This window comes from Streptomyces sp. NBC_01268, assembly GCF_036240795.1.
Taxonomy (GTDB): Bacteria; Actinomycetota; Actinomycetes; order Streptomycetales; family Streptomycetaceae; genus Streptomyces.
The window spans coordinates 7621630-7642160 of sequence record NZ_CP108454.1 but is presented as its reverse complement, the minus strand read 5'-3'; the positions used below and the strand labels follow the sequence as shown (position 1 = coordinate 7642160).

Here is a 20531-nt window from a genome sequence, read left to right as displayed (position 1 = left end):
CCGCCCCGCCGCGCCCGCCGTCCGAGTCGCTCCCTCCGCCGCCCTCCGGCCCGTCACGAAAAGGTGCCCCGTGTCCGAATCCACTCACCACCGCACGCTCGACCTGGGGGCCTTCCCTGCCGACTTCGCCTGGGGCACCGCCACCTCCGCCTACCAGATCGAGGGCGCCGTCGCCGAGGACGGGCGGGCCCCCTCCATCTGGGACACCTTCAGCCACACCCCCGGCAAGATCGACAACGCGGACCACGGCGACACGGCCTGCGACCACTACCACCGCTGGCCCGAGGACATCGCCCTCATGAAGGAGCTCGGCACCGACGCGTACCGGATGTCGATCGCCTGGCCCCGCGTCCTGCCCGGTGGCGACGGCCCCGTCAACGCGGCCGGGCTCGACTTCTACGACCGGCTCGTCGACGCCCTCCTCGCCGCCGACATCACCCCCAACGTCACGCTCTACCACTGGGACCTGCCGCAGGCCCTCCAGGACCGCGGCGGGTGGACCGAGCGCGCCACCGCCGAGCACTTCGCCGCCTACGCCGCCGTCGTGGCCGGCCGCCTCGGTGACCGGGTCACCCGGTGGGCCACGCTCAACGAGCCGCTCTGCTCGGCCTGGATCGGGCATCTGGAGGGGCGGATGGCCCCGGGCCTGACCGACCTCACCGCCGCCGTCCGCGCCTCCTACCACCTGCTCCTCGGCCACGGCCTCGCCACCGCCGCCGTCCGCGCCGCCGTCCCCGGCGCCCGGATCGGCCTCGTCACCAACCACTCCACCATCGCCCCCGCCTCCACCCGCCCCGAGGACGTCGCGGCGGCCCGCCGCGCCGACGGGCACACCAACCGCTGGTGGCTCGACCCGGTCTACGGCCGCGGCTTCCCCGCCGACATGCGCGAGCTGTACGGCGTCGACCTCCCCGAGCGGCCCGGCGACGCGGAGCTGATCGCGGCCCCGCTCGACTGGCACGGCCTCAACTACTACTTCCCGGAGACGGTCGCCGACGACCCGGCGGGGCCCGTCCCGCACGCCCGCGCGGTACGGCTCCCCGACGTGCCGCGGACCGGTATGGACTGGCAGATCGACGCCGGCGGCCTGGAGGCCTTCCTGCTGCGCCTCACCGAGGAGTACGGGGTGCGCGAGCTGTACGTCACCGAGAACGGCTGCGCCTTCCCCGACACCGTCGGCCCCGACGGCCAGGTGCACGACCCGGACCGCACCCGCTACCTGGAGCAGCACCTCGCGGCCTGCGCCCGCGCCGTGCGCAAGGGCGCTCCGCTGGCCGGCTACTACGCCTGGTCCCTGCTCGACAACTTCGAGTGGGCCTACGGCTACGACAAGCGCTTCGGCCTGGTGCACGTGGACTACGCGACCCAGCGCCGGACGGTCAAGACGAGCGGCCGGCGGTACGCGGAGCTCATCCGCGCCCATCGGGCGGACCACAGCTGACCCCACCACCTTCGGACGACCCGCTGCCACCGGCTTCACCGGCAGCGGGTCGTCCGCGTGCGGAGCCGCGGCCCCGCGGCTCCCGCGGTCTCCGCGGGTCTCCGGCGGTCTCCGGAAAGGCTGGAATCGACACTTAATGAAAGACAAAAGAAAAGCCTTGTCGCACGCCTTGACCACCAACTCCCCCGCCGGGCAAGGTTTCTGAGAACGCTCTCCCCCCTTCCCCCACCTCCCCCCAGGAGCCCCCATGTCTTCCGTCGGGTCCCCGCCGGCCTTCCGGCGCCCCGTCCCAGCCGTCCGACGGACCACCGTCGGCGCCCTCGTCGCCTCGCTCGCCGGCGGCCTCCTCGCGGTCGTCCCCGCCGCGACGGCCTCCGCCGCACCCGCCCTGCTCTCCCAGGGGAAGCCGGCCACCGCCTCCTCCACCGAAGGCCCGTTCACCGCGGGCGGCGCCGTCGACGGCGACCTCGCCGGGACCCGGTGGGCGAGCGACTGGACCGACGCCCAGTGGCTCCAGGTCGACCTCGGCCAGAGCGCCACGCTCAGCGGCGCCGTCCTGACCTGGGAGGCCGCCTACGGCAAGAGCTACCAGATCCAGGCCTCGGAGAACGGCACCGACTGGCGCACCGTCACCACGGTGACCGGCGGCGACGGCGGCACCGACGACATCGCCCTCTCCGGCACCGGCCGCTACGTCCGGATGAACGGCCTGGTCCGGGGCACCGCCTGGGGCTACTCCCTGTGGGAGTTCCAGGTGTACGGCACCCCGGCCGGCGGCGGCACGCCCCTTCCCGGCGGCGGCGACCTCGGCCCCAACGTGCACGTCGTCGACCCGACCACGCCGAACGTCCAGGGCCAGTTGGACGACGTCTTCCGGCAGCAGGAGTCGGCCCAGTTCGGCAACGGCCGGCACGCCTTCCTCTTCAAGCCGGGCACGTACAACGGCCTCAACGCCCAGATCGGCTTCTACACGCAGATCGCGGGTCTCGGCGTCCGCCCCGACGACACCACGATCAACGGCGACGTCACCGTCGACGCGGGCTGGTTCAACGGCAACGCCACCCAGAACTTCTGGCGCGGCGCCGAGGGCCTCGCCCTGAACCCGGTGAACGGCACGGACCGCTGGGCCGTCGCCCAGGCCTCGTCGTTCCGCCGCATGCACGTCAAGGGCGGGCTGAACCTGGCACCCAACGGCTACGGCTGGGCCAGCGGCGGCTACATCGCCGACTCGAAGATCGACGGCCAGGTCGGCAACTACTCGCAGCAGCAGTGGTACACCCGCGACAGCTCCATCGGCGGCTGGTCCAACTCCGTCTGGAACCAGGTCTTCTCCGGCACCGAGGGCGCCCCCGCGCAGGCCTTCCCCGAGCCGAGGTACACCACCCTCGACACCACCCCGGTCTCCCGCGAGAAGCCGTACCTGATCTGGGAGGACAACCAGTACAAGGTGTTCTCCCCGGCCAAGCGGACCAACGCCCGCGGCACCACCTGGGCGAACGGCGCGCCCCAGGGCGAGAAGATCCCGCTGAGCCAGTTCTACGTCGTCAAGCCCGGTGCCACCGCCGCCACCCTCAACCAGGCGCTCGCCCAGGGCCTGCACCTGCTGTTCACGCCCGGTGTCTACCACGTCGACCGGACGATCGAGGTGAACCGGGCGAACACGATCGTCCTCGGACTGGGCCTGGCCACGCTCGTCCCGGACAACGGGGTGACCGCGATGCGCGTCGCCGACGTCGACGGCGTCCGGCTCGCGGGCTTCCTGCTCGACGCGGGCCCGGTCAACTCGCCCTCGCTCCTGGAGGTCGGCCCGCAGAACGCCGGCGCCGACCACGCCGCCAACCCCACCACCGTGCAGGACGTCTACGTCCGGGTCGGCGGCGCGGGCGCCGGCAAGGCCACCGTCGGCATCATCGTCAACAACGACGACACCCTCGTGGACCACACCTGGGTCTGGCGGGCCGACCACGGCGAGGGCGTCGGCTGGGAGACCAACCGGGCCGACTACGGCGTCCGCGTCAACGGCGACGACGTGCTCGCCACGGGCCTGTTCGTGGAGCACTTCAACAAGTACGACGTCGAGTGGTACGGCGACCGCGGGCGCACCGTGTTCTTCCAGAACGAGAAGGCCTACGACGCCCCGAACCAGGCCGCCGTCCAGAACGGGGCCACCAAGGGGTACGCCGCCTACCGCGTCGACGACTCGGTGACCACCCACGAGGGCTGGGGGCTCGGCAGCTACTGCTACTACAACGTCGACCCGACGATCCGTCAGGACCACGGCTTCAAGGCCCCGGTGAAGCCCGGCGTGAGGTTCCACGGCCTGCTGACCGTCTCGCTCGGCGGCAACGGGCAGTTCAACCACGTCATCAACGACACCGGCGCCCCCACCGAGGGCACCGCGACCGTCCCCTCGACCGTCGTCAGCTTCCCCTGACGGCCCCGCCGGCGCCGCGCCCCCTCACGCCGCGCGGCGCCGGCCCCGCAGCCCCCTTCCGGGCGGCCGACCGTCCCCGCGGGCCGCCCGGAAGGCCCCCACCCCCTTGCCCGTCCAGGAGCCGCCATGTCCGCGCACACTCCGACGGCACCACGTCGTCACCGGCTTGCCCGCACGACAGCGCCCCTCGTCTCGCTCGTCTCCCTCGGCGCCCTGCTCGCCGCCTCCCTCACCGCCCTCACCGCCGCCCCCGCCGGCGCGGCGCCCGCCCTGCTCTCCCAGGGCAGGCCCGTCACCGCGTCCTCCGAGGAGGGCCCCTTCGCCCCGGGCGCCGTCGTCGACGGCGACCTCACCGGCACCCGCTGGGCCAGCCAGTGGAGCGACGCCCAGTGGATCCGGATCGACCTGGGCCGGCGCGCCGACCTCAGCCGGGCCGTCCTGACCTGGGAGGCCGCCTACGGCAGTGCGTACGACATCCAGCTCTCCGACAACGGCACGGACTGGCACACGGTGACCTCCGTGACCGCCGGGGACGGAGGCACCGACGACCTCACGCTCTCCGGCACCGGCCGCTACGTCCGGATGAACGGTCTCCGCCGGGGCACCGGATACGGCTACTCCCTGTGGGAGTTCCAGGTGTACGGCACCCCCGCCGACGAGCCGCCCGCGCCCGGCGGGGCGGTCCGGGTCACCGGCACCCAGGGCGACTGGCAGCTGACCGCGGGCGGCCAGCCGTACACCGTCAAGGGCGTCACCTGGGGTCCGGCCGTCGCGGACGCCGCCCGCTACATGCCCGACGTGAAGGCGATGGGCGTCAACACCCTCCGCACCTGGGGCACCGACGGCGGCACGAAACCCCTGCTCGACACGGCGGCCGCGCACGGCATCCGCGTCATCAACGGCTTCTGGCTGCAGCCGGGCGGCGGTCCCGGCTCCGGCGGCTGCGTGAACTACGTGACCGACACCGCGTACAGGAGCACCATGCTCGACGAGGTCGCGAAGTGGGTCGAGACGTACCGGTCCCACCCCGCGACGCTCATGTGGAACGTCGGCAACGAGTCCGTCCTCGGCCTCCAGAACTGTTACGGCGGCGCCGAGCTCGAAGCGCAGCGCAACGCGTACACCACCTTCGTCAACGACGTCGCCAAGAAGATCCACACCATCGACCCCGACCACCCCGTGACCTCCACGGACGCCTGGACCGGCGCCTGGCCGTACTACCGGCGCAACGCGCCGGACCTGGACCTGTACTCGATGAACGCCTACGGCGACATCTGCGGCGTGCGCCAGGACTGGACGGACGGCGGCTACACCAAGCCGTACCTCATCACCGAGACCGGCCCGGCCGGCGAGTGGGAGACGCCGAAGGACGCCAACGGGGTCGCCGACGAGCCCACGGACGTGCAGAAGGCCGAGGGCTACACCCGCGCCTGGAACTGCGTCACCGGACACCGGGGCGTGGCCCTCGGCGCCACCGTCTTCCACTACGGCACCGAGCACGACTTCGGCGGGGTCTGGTTCAACCTCCTGCCCGACGGCCTCAAGCGCCTCTCGTACTACGCGGTGAAGAAGGCGTACAGCGGCAGCACCGCGGGCGACAACACACCACCGGTGATCGGCGGGATGAGCGTGACGCCCTCCGGATCCGCCCCGGCGGGCGGCGAGTTCACCGTCCGCGCCGACGTCCGCGACCCCGACGGCGACCCCGTCACCACCCGGATCTTCCTCAGCGGGAACTACGCCGACGGCGACAAGCGGCTCGTCGAGGTCACCCGACGCACCCTCCCCGACGGCGCGTTCGCCGTCACCGCGCCGCAGAAGCTGGGCGTGTGGAAGGTGTACGTCCAGGCCGAGGACGGGCACGGCAACGCCGGGATCGAGGCCCGGTCCGTCCGGGTCGTCGCGCCGCCCGTCGCGGGCACGAACATCGCCCTCGGCCGCCCCACCACCGCCTCCTCCTCCCAGTCCTCGTACGGCGACTGCCCCTGCCCGCCCGAGCGTGCCACCGACGGGAACGCCGCCACCCGCTGGGCGAGCGACTGGAGCGACCCGCAGTGGATCCGGGTCGACCTCGGATCCGTGCGCTCCTTCAGCCGGCTCCAGCTGGTCTGGGACCCGGCCTACGCGCGGGCCTACGAGGTCCAGGTGTCCGACGACGGGGCGACCTGGCGCACCGTCCACACCACGACCGCCGGCGACGGCGACGTCGACACGATCGACGCGGCCGCCACCGCCCGCCACGTACGCCTCCGGCTCACCGCCCGGGCCACCGGCTGGGGCTACTCGCTGTACGAACTCGGCATCTACGCCTGACCCGCACCCGATCCAGGAACCCCGGACAGCAGACCACCTGAGGAGAAGTCCGATGAGAATCCGCGGCCGTACCCTGTCCGCCTTACTGCTCGCCACCGCCCTGGGCGTGTCCGCCCTCTCCGTCGACGCCGTCACGGCAGCCGGTGGCACGACCGCCCGCGGCGGCGCCCCGGCCGCCGCCCCGCACCTCGGGCACGCCATGGCCGCCTCCGCCCTGCCCTCCGGGGACGACCCGGACGGCGACGGCTACATCCCCGCGAACCCGCCCGTCACCGGGGTCACTCCCTCCCAGGAAGTGCCGCCCCCGGCCTACTTCCACGAGTTCCAGGCCAACTGTGCCGCCGGCCACAGCGCGCCGGACGACCCGATCGTCTACCCGGGGCAGCCCGGCGCCTCGCACGACCACACGTTCCTGGGCAACACCACCACGAACGCCCACTCCGTCACGGCGACGCTCGTCGACCGCCCGACCACCTGCAACGCACCGGCCGACGCCTCCGCGTACTGGATGCCCTCGCTGTTCGACGGCGACCGGAAGGTCCTGCCCGTCGGCCCGCAGGTCATCTACTACAAGTCGGGGGTCACCGACTACCGGAGCGTGCGGCCCTTCCCGAAAGGGCTGCGGTTCGTCGTCGGCAGCCCCACCCAGTCCGCCGAGGAGTTCCGCGCCCATGACGGCTGGGTCGAGGGGTGGGAGTGCGGCGACAGCTTCAAGAACGTCGACTTCCCCGCTCACTGCCCGGCCGGCACCCAGCTCAACATCCGCATGCAGTCCCCGAGTTGCTGGGACGGCCGGTACCTCGACACCCCCGACCACCGGAGCCACATGGCGTACCCCGTGGTCAAGCCCGGCACCAACGACGACGTCTGCCCGCCGTCGCACCCCGTGGCCGTGCCGATGGTCGAGTTCAAGATGGCCTTCCCGGTCGCCGGCGACATGGCACGGGTGCGGCTCTCCAGTGGCAGCGGCCACTCCTTCCACTACGACTTCTTCAACGCATGGGAGGACCGCACCCTGAAGGCCCTCGTCGACCACTGCGTCGTGGGCGGCCTCCAGTGCGACGCCCGCGGCTACGACCAGAACCAGCCCGGACGCGGAGCCGTCCTGGGCGCCGACTACCGCCTGCCCTGACCCTTCCCGGTCCGGTCCGGTCCGGTCCGGCCCGGTCCGCTTCCGGCGCCCCTCCCCGCCCGCGTCACCCGTCCCTCTTCCACCCGTGCCTCTTCCCGTCCCCTCCCCCGTACGGCCCGGACGCCCGCACGGCGCGCCCGGGCCGTACCGACGCCCTCCGAGGAGTCCGTACGCCATGACGTGGAGCCCGTACGCCGCGACCGACGACGAGGCCGTGATCGGCCTCCTGCCCCCGGACTTCCGGCTCGGCGCCGCCACCTCCGCCTTCCAGATCGAGGGTGCCGCCGCCGAGGACGGCCGCACCCCCTCCATCTGGGACACCTTCTGCCGCGTGCCCGGCGCCGTCGCGGACGGCGACACCGGCGACGTGGCCTGCGACCACTACCACCGCATGCCCGAGGACGTGGCCCTCCTCGCCGCGCTCGGCCTCGACAGCTACCGCTTCTCCGTCTCGTGGTCCCGGGTCCAGCCCGGCGGGCGGGGCCCGGCGAACCCGGCGGGACTCGCCTTCTACGACCGTCTGGTCGACGAGCTCCTCGACCGCGGCGTCACGCCCTGGCTGACCCTCTACCACTGGGACCTGCCCCAGGAGCTCCAGGACGCCGGCGGCTGGCCGACCCGTGACACCGCCTTCCGGTTCGCCGACTACGCCGAGCTCGTCCACGCCCGCCTCGGCGACCGCGTCACCCACTGGACCACGCTCAACGAGCCGTTCTGCTCGGCGGTCCTCGGCCATGTCGAGGGCGTCCACGCGCCGGGCGGCCGCTCCCTCGCCGACGGCGTCCGGGCCGTCCACCACCTGCACCTCGCGCACGGCCTCGCCGTCCAGCGGCTGCGCGCCGCCGCCCGCCGACCGCTCGACCTCGCCGTCACCCACCTCCTGGGCACCAGCGGCCCCGCCACGGACTCCGCCGCCGACCGTGAGGCGGCCCGCCGGGCCGACGCCTTCGGCTTCCGCTTCTACCTCGACCCGATCCTGCGCGGCCGCTATCCGCGGGACCTGATCGAGGACCTCGCCGCCCACCGGATCGAGATCCCCGTCCGCGCCGGCGACCTGGAGGTCATCGCCGCCCCCATCGACACCCTCGGCGTCAACTACTATCGCTCGATGCGCAGTTCGGGCGTGGACGAGCACGGCTCGGCCGCCGGCGCCCGCGGCCTCCCCGTCACCCGGGCCCTCCCGCACGGCGGCCTCCCGGTCACCGGCCTCGGCTGGGAGGTCATGCCCCACGACCTCACCGACCTGCTCCTGCGCGTCGCACGCGACTACCCCGGCACCCCGATGATCGTCACGGAGAACGGCGCCGCCTACGACGACCAGCCGGACGCCGACGGCTTCGTCGACGACGCGGCGCGCACCGCCTACCTCTCCGCCCACCTGGCGGCCGTCTCCCGGGCCCGTACCGCCGGAGCCGACGTGCGGGGCTACTTCGTCTGGTCCCTGCTCGACAACTTCGAATGGGCGTACGGCTACGCGGGCCGCTTCGGCATCGTGCGCGTCGACCGCGGGACCCAGTCCCGCACGCCCAAACGCAGCGCCCTCTGGCTGCGTGACACGGCGCGACGGGTTCGGCGCCGCAGCGTGGACCGGGGTGCGCGTACGGGCACAGATGCGGACACGGGCACCGTCAGGCGTCGGCGTCGGCCGTGATCCGTACGCACTCCCGAACCACCTCAACGAGGTCCCGGCCGTCCCGGTGGAGTTCGCGCTGTCGCTGTGCGCCGCCGCCGCGGGTGATCAGGGCCGCCAGGGTCCGATGCGCCCGGTCGCGGTCGCCGCAGGCGCGCAGGGCCGCGTCGGTGTGGTCGAGCAGGACCTCCAGGGCCGCCTCGGCCGGAGTCTCGCGCAGGGTGCGGGGGTCGAGCAACGGCCCGCGGAGTCCGGACCGGGCGGCCCGCCAGGACGCGAGCCGCAGCACGCCCACCGGGACGCGGGCGGGCGGCGCGCCCTCGCGCCAGGCGCGGGCGGCGGTCTCGACGAGGCCGCGGGCGAGGGTCGCCACCAGCACGGTGGTGTCCACGTCCAGACAGACGTCGGCGACGCGGATCTCCACGGTGGGGTAGCTGTGGGAGAGCCGGGCGTCGAAGTAGATCATACCCTTGTCGCGCAGGACACCGGTGGCCAGCATGTCGCGCACCTGCTCGTGATAGCCCTCGGCGCTGCCGAACGGCTCGTACGGCCCGGCGGACGGCCACCGGTTCCAGACGCGGCTCCGGTAGCTGCTGTACCCGCTGTCCTGGCCGCCCCAGAACGGCGAGTTGCCGCTGATCGCGTTGAGGAGGTACAGCCAGGGCCGGATCCGGTCCAGCACGCCGACGCCCTCCTCGTCGGACTCCACGGACACGTGGACGTGACACCCGCAGGTCAGCTGTTCCTGCGTGGTGAGGGCGAACTGTTCCGCCATCCAGCGGTAGCGGCGGCCGAGGTTCCTGGAGGGCTCCACGGGCAGCGGCGAGGTCGCCAGGGCGGCGACCCCCGCCCCCGCCTCCTTCGCGTGGCGGGCGGCCTCACCGCGCCACCGGACGATCTCGGTGCGCAGTTCGCGCATGTCGCTCAGGGGACGGGTGGCGAATTCCAGCTGCTCCTGGTGCAGCTCCTTCTCGAAGACGCCCCGCGCGTGTTCGTCACCGCCGAGCGCCAGGGCGGCGAGCACCGCGGACGAGACGGCGATCGGCGCCCCGGTCGTGGCGCTGACGAGCAGCAGTTCCTCTTCGACTCCGACGGTGCGCATCGGTGCTCCTGTACTACGTGAGGCGCGACCCACCGGTGAGCGTCTGCCCAGCCCGGCCCGGCCGATGCCTACGGCGGCCCGTCGGATCTGTCAGGCCCTGCCGCGGCCGCCCGCGTCGGTCCGGCGTTCGGCGTCCGGCGGGGCGGGCACGGGCAGGGTCTGGTTCGCCCCGTCGGACGCCTTGTCGTCCGGGTGGGGAACGCGGCGGCGTCAGCGGATTCCCGGGTCACCCGGCCCCGGCGGCAGCTGCCAGGTGTCGGGGGCGGGGCGGGGCCCGGGCTGACCCGTCGTGCCACCGCCCATGGGGCCCCCGTCCCGCAGCGGATCCGGGGTCATCCCACCGGGGGGCGTCTGCCCGGAGGGCGGCCCGCCGGTCGCCATCCCGCCGGGCGACGTCCTGTCGGACGGGCGGATGCGGCCGCGCCACTGGCCGGTCTCGTGCCCGTGCTCCTCGATGAAGCCCTTGAACCGCTTGAGGTCACCCTTGACGCGGCGGTCCAGGAAGCCGAGCGCGTCGCCGGCCTTCTCGGTCATGCCCTGCGGGTCCATGTCCATGGCCAGCCGTACCCGCGTGTGGTCCGGGTCGAGCGACTGGAAGGTGACGACACCCTTCTGCTTGACGTCGCCGCCCACGGTGCGCCAGGCGATGCGCTCGTCCGGGAGCTGGTCGATGATCTCGGTGTCGAACTCGCGCCGGACTCCGCCGACCTTGGTGCTCCAGTGGCAGTGGCTGTCGTCGATCTGCCGGACGTCCTCCACGCCCTCCATGAAGTGCGGGAAGTCCTCGAACTGGGTCCACTGGTTGTAGACGTTCCGCAGCGGGACATCCACGTCGATCGTCTGCTCCACCATGCTCACGATCATTTCCTCCTTCGCTTCCTCAAGGACCAATCGGGATCTCTGCGCGCGTACCCGCCAGAATGCGGATCAATCCCACGATCGCCTCGTCACGGCAAGCGGAGGACGAGGCCGCTGCGGGGGAGGGTCGGCACCCTCGACAGGGGAATGGTCAGATCCTGGTCGGGGACGGCGTACTCCAGCCGGGCCAGTTCGCCCACGAGCGTCGCGAGCAGCGTGACGGTGATGTCCTCGCCGGGGCAGCGGTGCCCGAGGGCCGGGTCTCCTCCCCTCTGGGGCACGAGCCGGTCGGGGGGTCGGTGGGCACCGGCGAAACGGTGCGGGTCGAAGCGGTAGGGGTGGTCCCACAAATCCGGGTCGTGGTTCTGCCCGTAGAGGTCGAGCAGGACCATGGCGCCCTCTTCGATCCGTTCGCCCTGCCACGTGAGGTCCCGGGCGGCGAGACCGCCGACGAAGGGCGCGAACGGGTAGAAGCGCCGCACCTCATGGGCGAAGGCCACGGCATGCACGCCGGTGGGGTCGGCGCGCAGCAGCCCCCGATGATGCGGCCAGCGGTGCAGGGCGTGCGCCGCGAAGGTCACGAACCAGGCGATCGCGATCGTGGGGCGGACGATGTTCAGCAGTTCCACCACCGCCGTGTGCGGGTCGAGGAGCGTGCCGTCCGGGTCCCGGTGCCGCGCCACCTCTTCCAGCACCGTCGGCCGGCCGACGGCCGGCGGCGGTTCCTCGCGCACGGCGTCGACGAGGGCACCCAGCGCCGTCTCCTGCCGGGTCCGGGCCCTGCGGGCTCGCAGGTGGCGCAGACCGGGGGTGGCGAAACCGTCGACCATGGCCGTGCAGTCGCGCGCGAGCTCCCCGGTCTCCGCGTCGGACAGGGGGAGGCCCGCCCAGTCACGCACGGCGAGGGCCAGGACCTGGGCGACCTCGTCGAACAGCACGACGGGGTCGCCGTGCCGGGCCGCCGCTGCCGCCGCCTCGCGCCAACGGCGCCTGACGTGGGCGTCCAGGTCCGCGATGCCCCTCTCGTCCTTGAGGAGGGCCGGGAACAGCACCTCGCGGGCCCGGTGCGCCTCCCCGTCGAGGCTCTGCACGGCCCCGTGCCCGAAGAGGGTGTCCAGAACGGGTCCGGGCAGCGCCTCCTTCCTCACGACATGCCCCTCGTCGTAGAAGAAGCGCACCGCCTCCGGCCCCCGGACGGCGATGGCGGGCCTGCCCAGCAGGCGGGTCCGGTACACCGCGCCGTCGACGGACCGCATCCGGTCGGGAAGCCACGCGTACCCCTGGGCCAGCGCGCCGAGGGTGCCGTCGTGCAGGGGAGCCGCGAAGGGCTTGGGAGGGGTCATGCGGTGCGGCTACCCGAAGATGCGCCGCGTAACGGGGGACGCGCGGCCGTGATCCGCCCCTTCGTGGCGGGCCCGGCCCCCGAGGCACCCGATGCCGTTGCGGGACGTGTGCCGGGGTAGCCGCGGAGGCACAGACGGCCGGCCGCCGGTCGGGGCCGGGAGGGCTATCCCGCCGCCCGCGAGGCCGCTCCGGACACCACTGATCACATCCTCGAGAGCATCGAGGAGCACCACGCCGTGGTGTGGACGCTCTCCGAGCTCCAGGACATGGACGCGGCCGACGAACGCTTCGAGGCCAAGACGACCGTGCTGATCGAGAACGTCCGCCACCACGTCGAGGAAGAGGAGAAGGAGTGGTTCCCCGACGTACGGAAGGCGATGGGGCGCAATCGGCTCACCGAGCTCGGCGAGCGGCTGGAGGCCGAGAAGGGCAGGGCTTCCCGGGCTCCCCTCGCGGTGCCGAGCGCGGGCGAGTGACGGTCCTTGCCGGCGCTCCTCCCGCGGGCCCCGCGGGAGGAGCGCGGCGGCGGTCCTGGGCGTGGCGCTGACGGCCCTCCTGTTGTCCGGGTGCGGGGCCGACGCGTCGCGGGTGGAAGGTCGCGGGGGGGGCTCGCCCGAGTCCAAGGAGCTCCACAAGGCGGGTCCGGAGAGCGACGGTGAGCAGGAGATCGGCGCGCACGCCCACGCCGACTCGCCGCGCTGGGCGGGGACGAAGGGCCGGCGGCAGCACCTGTACTCGCGGTCCCCGGGGACCGCGATGGCCCTGCTGTTCCTGCTCTCCTGGCTCGCCCAGTCCATCGTCGGCACCGCCGCCTGCAACGAGCGGCAGCTGCGCGACCTCCTCCCGCCCGTCTCCTGGGCCGCCTCGGCTCGCCGGGGCGGCGGTTCCCGCTCGGCACCCGCGCAACGGCGTCTGCCACATAGCGCCAGCTAAAGAGCCATACCGGGGCATTGAGCCGGGGCTTTCCACGAAGCCGGAAAAGGAATCCGGCCAGAGGGCTTCCAGAACAATGCGACATGTGAAATTTTACACGTCACATGTCGACTGCCCGTGTTACCCAGCACGTGGCCTCAACGGCCCCGGAGGCCCCCACAGATGCATCCCTTCCGGACAGCGAAGACCCGCGCGCGAAGACTTCCGGTCCTCGGCGCAGCCGTCTTCATCACGCTCGGTCTGTTCGCCCCGCAGGGCCAGGCCGCCGCCCTCGGCGACACCGCTCCGGCCGGTGCGCGGGCGCACGGCGCCGCGGCCCCGGCGCCGCGGGCGATCCCGGTCCCCAAGTCGCCGAACGCGATCAGCAAGAACCCGCGCTTCCGGCTCTCCTCGCAGGACGGCGCCGAGGAGTCCGGCCCGGTCGCGGCCCCCGCCCTCAAGGCGAGCAAGTCGGCGTCGGCCGCCGCGGACGCGTGCGGTGACCTCTCCGGCGTCATCAACTCCACGGGCAGCACGCTGGTCCAGCAGCTCAAGGCGCTCCCGCAGATCACCTGTACGTACCCCCTGTTCAGCCTCACCGGCGAGGACGCGCGGAAGACCTTCCGCGAGGCCCAGATGGTGACCGTCGCCAACGCGCTGCGCGACAGCTCCGCCACCTACACCGGCGACAACAGCGCCTCCGTCGGGCAGCTGGTCCTGTTCCTGCGCGCCGGCTACTACGTGCAGGACAACAACGCGGACGTCGTCGGCGACTACGGCACCGCGCTGCAGGGCGCGGCGCGCGGCGCGCTCGACGCGTTCTTCGCCGCCCCGCGCAGCAAGGACGTCACCGACGCCAACGGCGCGATCCTCAACGAGGTCGTCACGCTGATCGACAGCACCCACGAGGCCGGCCGCTACGCCGGTGTCGTGAAGTGGCTGCTCGGCGGCTACGACGGCACGTGGCCGAGCCAGATGAACCTCACCATGCAGCACGTCGAGTGGGTCGTCGAGAACGGCTTCAAGGCGAAGAACGACGCCCGCGGCTGGCGGGCCGCCCTCAAGGCCGACCCCGCCATCCTCGACACCTGGGCCGGCTTCATCACGCGCAACGAGGCGCAGCTGAACCGTCTCGACGTCGTCAGCAACGTCGGCCGCTACCTCGGCTACGCCCTCGACGTCCCCGAGCTCAAGGACCGGGTCCGCCCGCTCCTGAAGAACCTGATCAACCGGTACCCGAACGTCGGCCCCACCGCGCCGATCACCATGAACCTGGGCTGGGCCACGCGCCAGTACGACAAGGGCAACTGCGCCGCGTACGCCATCTGCGACCTGGGCGAGCGGGTGCTGCCGCTGGTCCTGCCGATCCAGCACACCTGTGGCCCCGAGCTCACGATCCGCGCCCAGGACATGTCGCCCGCGCAGCTGGCGAGCACCTGCACGAGCCTGGTCAACCAGGACGCCTACTTCCACCGGATCATCGGTGACAAGGGCGCGATCCCCGGTGACGTGAACACCAACCTGGAGGTCGTCGCCTTCGACGACTACACCCAGTACGCGCTGTACGCCTGGGCGATCTACAACATCGACGTCGACAACGGCGGCATGTACGAGGAGGGCAACCCGGCCGTCCCCGGCAACCAGGCCCGCTTCATCGCCCACGAGGCCAGCTGGCTGCGCCCGGACTTCCAGATCTGGAACCTGAACCACGAGTACACCCACTACCTCGACGGCCGCTACAACATGTACGGCGACTTCGAGGCGGGCATCGTCACGCCGACGATCTGGTGGGTCGAGGGCATAGCCGAGAACATCTCGTACGGCTACCGCAACGAGCGCAACTCCGACGCGATCGCCGAGGCCGCCAAGAACACGTACAAGCTCAGCGACCTCTTCGACACCGTCTACGGCCAGGAGGAGGACCCCGAGGTCAACTCGAACCGGGTCTACCGCTGGGGCTGGCTCGCGGTCCGCTACATGCTGCAGAAGCACCCCGCGGACGTCCAGACCGTGCTCGGCAAGTACCGCTCCGGTGACTGGACGGGCGCCCGTGCCGTCCTGAAGCAGACCATCGGCACCCGCTACGACGCCGACTTCGCGACCTGGCTGTCGACGGACTGCGCGACCAACGGCTGCGGAACGCTGCCGGACGCCTCGACGGCCGCTGCCGTCCCGCTCTGCACCATCGCGGACACCCGTCAGTTCGACCAGAACTGCCGCCGGGACGGCCTCTCCGCCGCCACCGGGAACTACAGCTACCACTTCGTGTACCTGCCGGCCGGCGTGAAGCAGCTGACGATCACCAGCAGCGGCGGCACCGGCAACGCCGACCTCTACTACGGCGGCGGCAGCTGGGCCACCACCACCGCCTACCAGGCGAAGTCCACCAACTCCGGGAACGGCGAGACGCTGACGATCGACAACCCGCCCGCCGGCTGGGTCTACTTCAGCCTCGCCGCCGCGCAGGACTTCAGCGGGGTGAGCCTCTCCACGCAGACCAGGTGAACCGGTTCGCCGGTGCCCACCGGGCACCGGCGGACGTCACCCCCCCGTGCGCTGGTCAGCCGTCGGCGGCCGGCGCGCCGGGGAGGTCGCGGAGGCCGCGCAGCGGCCCCACGACCAGGAAGAGGCCGGCGGCCGGCAGCGCGGCGGTCACGACCCACAGCGTGGCGCGGGCGCCGACGAGGGAGGCGAGGGAGCCGCCCAGGAGGGCGCCGACCGGGATGGTGCCGAAGTTGAGGAACAGGGTCGTCGCGGTGACACGGCCCAGCATCCCGGGCGGGCAGTAGGCCTGCCGGAAGCTGACGACGATGACGTTGCAGGCCACGACCCCCGCGAACATCACGCCCGTACCGAGCACGAAGAACGCCAGCCTCGGCCCGGGCCCGGCGAGCCCGGCGAGCAGCCCGAAGGGCGCGGCGGCGAACTGGACGGCCAGCAGGGCGCGCGCCGTGCCCAGGCGTCGGGCGAGCCGCCCGGCCACGAGGCCGCCGAGGACCCCGCCGAGACCGCCGCAGGAGACGAGCCACCCCAGGGTGTCCGAGCCGACGCCGACGGTCCGTACGAGGAAGACGATCTGGACGGCCTGGAACCCGGCCATCGCCAGGTTGACCGCGGCGCCGAACGCGGTGACGGCCCGGACCCACGGATCCCCGACGACGAACCGCAGGCCGTCGGCGATCTCCCGGCCCAGCGGGCGCCGGGGCGCCGGGGCGGGGCCCGGACCTTCGGTGCGGATGGCGAGGAGACAGACCGTCGAGACGACGAAGGACGCCGCGTCGAGCAGCAGGCCCGGCACGCTGCCGACGGTCTGGGCGATCACCCCCCCGAGCCCCGGACCCGCGACCCTGGCGGCCTGGTCCCCGGCCTGGAGTTGCGCGTTGCGTCCCATCAGGGCGTCCGTCGGGACCAGCCGGGGCAGATAGGCCGAGTAGGCGGTGGAGAAGAAGACGGAGGCGGCGCCGGAGACCAGGGCCGCCGCCAGGACGTGCCCCAGGGTGAGCGCGCCCAGCCACCAGGTGAGCGGCACGCTCACGAACACCGCCGCGGAGACGCCGTTGCACACGAGCATCACCCGGCGCGGGGCGAGCCGGTCGACCCACGCACCGGCGGGCAGACCGATGAGCAGCCACGGCAGCCACGGGGCGGCGGTGAGCACGCCCATCATGAACGGCGAGGCGTCGAGGGCGGTGACGGCCACGAGGGGCAGCAGGACGGACGTCACGCTGGTGCCCAGCTTGCTGGTGGTCTCGCCGACGAGCAGCAACCGGACGTTCCGGTGCGGGCGGGGGGCGTGGCCTCGCGCGGACCGCGCGGCAGTGGGCGGGGCGGACACCGGCACGGCCTCCGGACTTCGGTCACACGCCGATGGAGCAGACGCGACGGATGTTCGAACGCGCCTCAGCGTACGTGCGGGGGCCGGGAGTTGGTGCTGGATCGTACAAGTTCCCCGCCCTGGAAACCAGAGTGGCCATTTCCCGCTGGTGCCGCTTAGGCTCGACGACGTCCAGCTCGCGCCCGCGCCCGGTCACCCCGGCTGCACCCGCACCGGCACCACCCCCTTTCCCGTGCAAGGAGCTGTCCGTGGTCACCAGCGCGCCCGAACACCCGTTACCTCCCGAGGGCGCAGCCCCGGACGCGAACGTCCGGAGCGCCGAGGGCGCCGCGTCCCAGGACGACGCGCACGCCCCCGCGCGCCCGTTGCTCGACCTCTTCGAGGAGCGGGTCACGACCGCCCCGGACGCCACGGCCGTGCTCTTCGAGGAGGAGGCGGTCACGTACGCGGAACTCGACGCGCGCGCCGACCGGCTGGCCCACCTGCTGGCCGCGCGGGGGGCCGGACCGGGGACGGTGGTCGCCTCGGCGGTCGACCGCTCCGTGGAGCTGGTCGTCGCCGTCCTCGCGGTCCTGAAGACCGGGGCCGCCCACCTTCCGGTGGACCCCGGCTACCCGGAGGAGCGCATCGCCCACATCCTGGGCGACGCGGCCCCCGCGCTGCTCCTCGCGGAGTCCGGCACGGTCCTCCCGGCCGGCAGCGCGGTCCCCCGTACCGACCTGGACGCTCCGGAGACCCGCGCGGCGCTGCTGCGGGCCCCGGCGTCCGGCCCGCCGGCCGGCGCCCGGCGCGCCGAGTGCGGCCTCCCCGCGTACGTCATCTACACCTCGGGGTCCACGGGCCGGCCCAAGGGCGTGGTCGTGACCCGCGCCGGGCTCGCCAACCTGACCGCCCACCAGCGCGACACCCTCGCCGTGGACGCCGAGAGCCGGGTGCTGCAGTTCGCCTCGCCGGGCTTCGACGCGTTCTTCTGGGAGCTGGCGATGGCGCTGTCCGCGGGGGCGGCGCTCGTCCTGGCGCCCGCCCGCAGCCTGCTGCCCGGGCCCGGTCTGAGCCGTCTCGCCGAGGACCGGCGGATCACCCACGCGACCCTGCCGCCGTCGGTGCTGCGCGTCCTGCCCGCCGACGCCCTCCCGGGCGTACGCGTCCTGGTCGCCGCCGGTGAGGCACTGGACGCGGAACAGGTACGGCGCTGGGCTCCGGGCCGCACCCTGATCAACGCGTACGGGCCGACCGAGACCACGGTCTGCGCCACCATGAGCCGGCCCCTCACGGAGAGCACCACCACGCCGCCGATCGGCGGGGCGATCCGGGGCACGCGGCTGCACCTCCTCGACGCCGCGCTGCGCCCGGTGCCCGCCGGAGCGGTGGGCGAGCTGTACGTCGCGGGGGCCGGGCTGGCCCGCGGCTACCTCGGCCGGCCCGGACTGACGGCGCGGCGTTTCGTCGCGGACCCGTACGGGCCGCCCGGGACACGGATGTACCGCACCGGCGACCTGGCCCGCTGGACGGCCTCCGGCGAACTGGAGTTCGCCGGTCGCGCGGACGACCAGGTGAAGGTCCGCGGGCACCGGATCGAGCCGGGCGAGATCGAGGCGCGGCTGGCCGCCCACCCCCGGGTGGCCGCCGCCGCGGTGACCGTGCGCGAGGACCAGGACGGCGACCGGCGGCTCATCGCCTACGTCCGCCGCGAGCCGACGGCGCCCCCGGACGCCGCGCGCCCGAGCGACGCGGACCGCGTGGCCGCGTGGCGGCGGGTCCACGACGCCGTACCGGCCGACGCCTCGACCCCCTTCGGCGAGGACTTCACCGGATGGAACAGCGCGTACGACGGCGGCGCGCTGCCGCTGGAGCAGCTGCGGGAGTGGCGCGACGCGACGGTCCGGAGCATCCGTTCCCTGCGGCCCCGGCGGATCCTCGAACTCGGCGTGGGAAGCGGCCTGTTGCTGTCGCGGCTCGCCCCTGGTCTCACCGAGCCGGAGTCGTACTGGGGGCTCGACCTCTCGCCCCGCGTGATCGAGCGGCTGCGGCGGCAGGTGGACGCGCGAGCGGACCTGGCCGGGCGGGTCGTGCTGCACAGCAGGCCGGCCGACGCCCACGAGGGCGTGCCGCGCGGGCACTTCGACGTGGTCGTCCTCAACTCCGTCGCCCAGTACTTCCCCAGCGGGCGGCACCTGGCGCGGGTCCTCGGTCTCGCGGCGGCCGCGCTGCGGCCGGGTGGTTCGGTGTTCGTGGGCGACGTCCGGCACCTGGGGCTCGCGGAGACCTTCCACGGCGCGGTCGCGGCCCGGACGGCCGGTGACGCGCCGGGCGGCCCGGAGCACCGCCGCGCGACGGCGCGCGGCCTGGCCATGGAGCCGGAGCTGCTGGTGGACCCGGCGTTCTTCCCGTCCCTGACGGTCGCGACCGAGGGTGCCGCGCCGCTGTTCGCGAGCTGCGACGTACGGCTGAAGCGGGGAAGCCACCACAACGAGCTCACCCGTTACCGCTACGACGTCGTCCTGCGCCGCGCCGACGACGCGCGGCCCGGCGACGGGGCGCCCGCCGGGCACGGCACGGTGACGGAGCTCCGGTGGGGAGCGGACGTGCGGACGCTCGACGCCCTCGCCGACGCGCTGCGCGACCACGCCGGGGACCACTCCCCCGTGCGGGTCGCCGGGGTGCCGAACGCGCGCCTCGCCGACGATCTGCGCGCGTCGGGCGGGACGCCCGGCGCCGGCGCCGACCCCGAGGAGCTGACGCGGCTCGGCGAACGGCTCGGGTACCACGTCGTGGTGCGCTGGTCCGCGAAGGCGGGGCCCGACCACGTCGACGTCGAATTCGGCTCCGGGGAGGGGGACTTCCCGCCGGGGACCGGGACCGTGGGCACCGGGACCCAGGGGACCGGGCCGATGACGGATCCCGAGCGGCACGTCAACGTGCCGTTCGCGGCCGGCGACGACACCGAGCTCGTCCGGGAGGTCACCGCGTGGGCGGCCGGGTACCTCCCCGGGTCCATGATGCCGTCCGCGGTCGTGGTCCTCGACGCGTTCCCGCTCACCCCGCACGGGAAGCTGGACCGGGCCGCCCTGCCCGCCCCGCACGGCACCCGGCGCGGCGCCGGCCGCCCGCCGCGGACCTCGCAGGAGACGGCGCTGTGCCGCATGTACGCCGAGGTGCTCGGGCTCGGCACGGCGGGACCGCCCGACGGATCCCCCACGCACGACGCGCACGAAGCGCAGGACGAGCTGCGCGGGCCGGACGGCGACGGGCAGGACGGGGACGCGCCGGACTCCGCGCGCTCCGGGCACGTCGTGGGGATCGACGACGACTTCTTCGAACTCGGCGGCCATTCCCTGCTCGTGACCCGGCTGGTGAGCCGCGTCCGCGCGGAGCTGGGGGTGGAGGTCCAGGTGGCCACGGTCTTCGAGGCGCCCACCGTAGCAGGCCTCGCGGCCCGGCTGACGGGTGCCCGCCGGGCGAGACCGGCGCTGCGGAGGATGCCCCGCCCCGACTGACAGCGGCGCCGACACGAGCGCGGGCACGGGCAC

10 protein-coding genes and 3 pseudogenes are annotated in these 20531 nt (G+C 73.5%); 9 read left to right on the top strand and 4 right to left on the bottom strand.

Annotated elements, in window-relative coordinates:
* The first annotated feature begins 70 nt into the window (after positions 1–70).
* The 5 genes from OG309_RS34180 to OG309_RS34160 all read left to right on the top strand — a co-directional run bounded on the left by OG309_RS34180 (position 71) and on the right by OG309_RS34160 (position 8971).
* The gene (locus OG309_RS34180; protein ID WP_329426916.1) at positions 71–1441 is read left to right on the top strand and encodes a GH1 family beta-glucosidase; all 1371 of its coding nucleotides are present in this window, start codon (positions 71–73) and stop codon (positions 1439–1441) included.
* Between the two features lie 247 nt (positions 1442–1688).
* Positions 1689–3875: a discoidin domain-containing protein gene (locus OG309_RS34175; RefSeq protein ID WP_329426914.1), complete on the top strand. Its 2187-nt coding sequence runs from the start codon at positions 1689–1691 to the stop codon at positions 3873–3875.
* A gap of 126 nt (positions 3876–4001) precedes the next feature.
* Positions 4002–6188, top strand: coding sequence for a discoidin domain-containing protein (locus OG309_RS34170; RefSeq protein WP_329426912.1), 2187 nt, complete (start codon positions 4002–4004; stop codon positions 6186–6188).
* 52 nt (positions 6189–6240) lie between these two features.
* Complete coding sequence (locus OG309_RS34165; protein WP_329426910.1) at positions 6241–7320, top strand: DUF1996 domain-containing protein; 1080 nt, start codon at positions 6241–6243, stop codon at positions 7318–7320.
* Between the two features lie 175 nt (positions 7321–7495).
* A complete protein-coding gene (locus tag OG309_RS34160; protein ID WP_329426908.1) occupies positions 7496–8971 on the top strand; it encodes a GH1 family beta-glucosidase in 1476 nt (491 codons plus the stop codon).
* On the opposite strand, the gene OG309_RS34155 is transcribed toward OG309_RS34160, so the two are convergent.
* The 3 genes and pseudogenes from OG309_RS34155 to OG309_RS34145 all read right to left on the bottom strand — a co-directional run bounded on the left by OG309_RS34155 (position 8949) and on the right by OG309_RS34145 (position 12253).
* Positions 8949–10052, bottom strand: coding sequence for a glutamate--cysteine ligase (locus OG309_RS34155; RefSeq protein ID WP_329426906.1), 1104 nt, complete (start codon positions 10050–10052; stop codon positions 8949–8951). The two genes, OG309_RS34160 and OG309_RS34155, sit on opposite strands and share 23 nt — an antisense overlap.
* Positions 10053–10442: 390 nt before the next feature.
* Positions 10443–10910, bottom strand: a pseudogene (locus OG309_RS34150) (SRPBCC family protein); the annotation flags it as partial.
* A gap of 89 nt (positions 10911–10999) precedes the next feature.
* Positions 11000–12253 (bottom strand): cytochrome P450, encoded by a 1254-nt coding sequence (locus OG309_RS34145; RefSeq protein WP_329426904.1) that lies wholly within the window; start codon positions 12251–12253, stop codon positions 11000–11002.
* A 177-nt stretch (positions 12254–12430) separates the two neighbouring features.
* Between OG309_RS34145 and OG309_RS34140 the strand changes: the two are divergent.
* The 3 genes and pseudogenes from OG309_RS34140 to OG309_RS34130 form a co-directional block, all read left to right on the top strand.
* Positions 12431–12730: pseudogene (locus OG309_RS34140) on the top strand (hemerythrin domain-containing protein); the annotation flags it as partial.
* Positions 12731–12791: 61 nt separating this feature from the next.
* On the top strand, positions 12792–13187 hold the full coding sequence (locus OG309_RS34135; protein ID WP_329426902.1) for a DUF6766 family protein: 396 nt from the start codon (positions 12792–12794) through the stop codon (positions 13185–13187).
* A 162-nt stretch (positions 13188–13349) separates the two neighbouring features.
* Complete coding sequence (locus OG309_RS34130) at positions 13350–15671, top strand: M9 family metallopeptidase (protein WP_329426900.1); 2322 nt, start codon at positions 13350–13352, stop codon at positions 15669–15671.
* A gap of 55 nt (positions 15672–15726) precedes the next feature.
* On the opposite strand, the gene OG309_RS34125 is transcribed toward OG309_RS34130, so the two are convergent.
* A complete protein-coding gene (locus tag OG309_RS34125; RefSeq protein WP_329426898.1) occupies positions 15727–17001 on the bottom strand; it encodes an MFS transporter in 1275 nt (424 codons plus the stop codon).
* Positions 17002–17249: 248 nt separating this feature from the next.
* On the opposite strand from OG309_RS34125, the pseudogene OG309_RS34120 reads away from it, so the two are divergent.
* Positions 17250–20492 (top strand): annotated as a pseudogene (locus OG309_RS34120) (amino acid adenylation domain-containing protein); the annotation flags it as partial.
* Between the last annotated feature and the right edge of the window lie 39 nt (positions 20493–20531).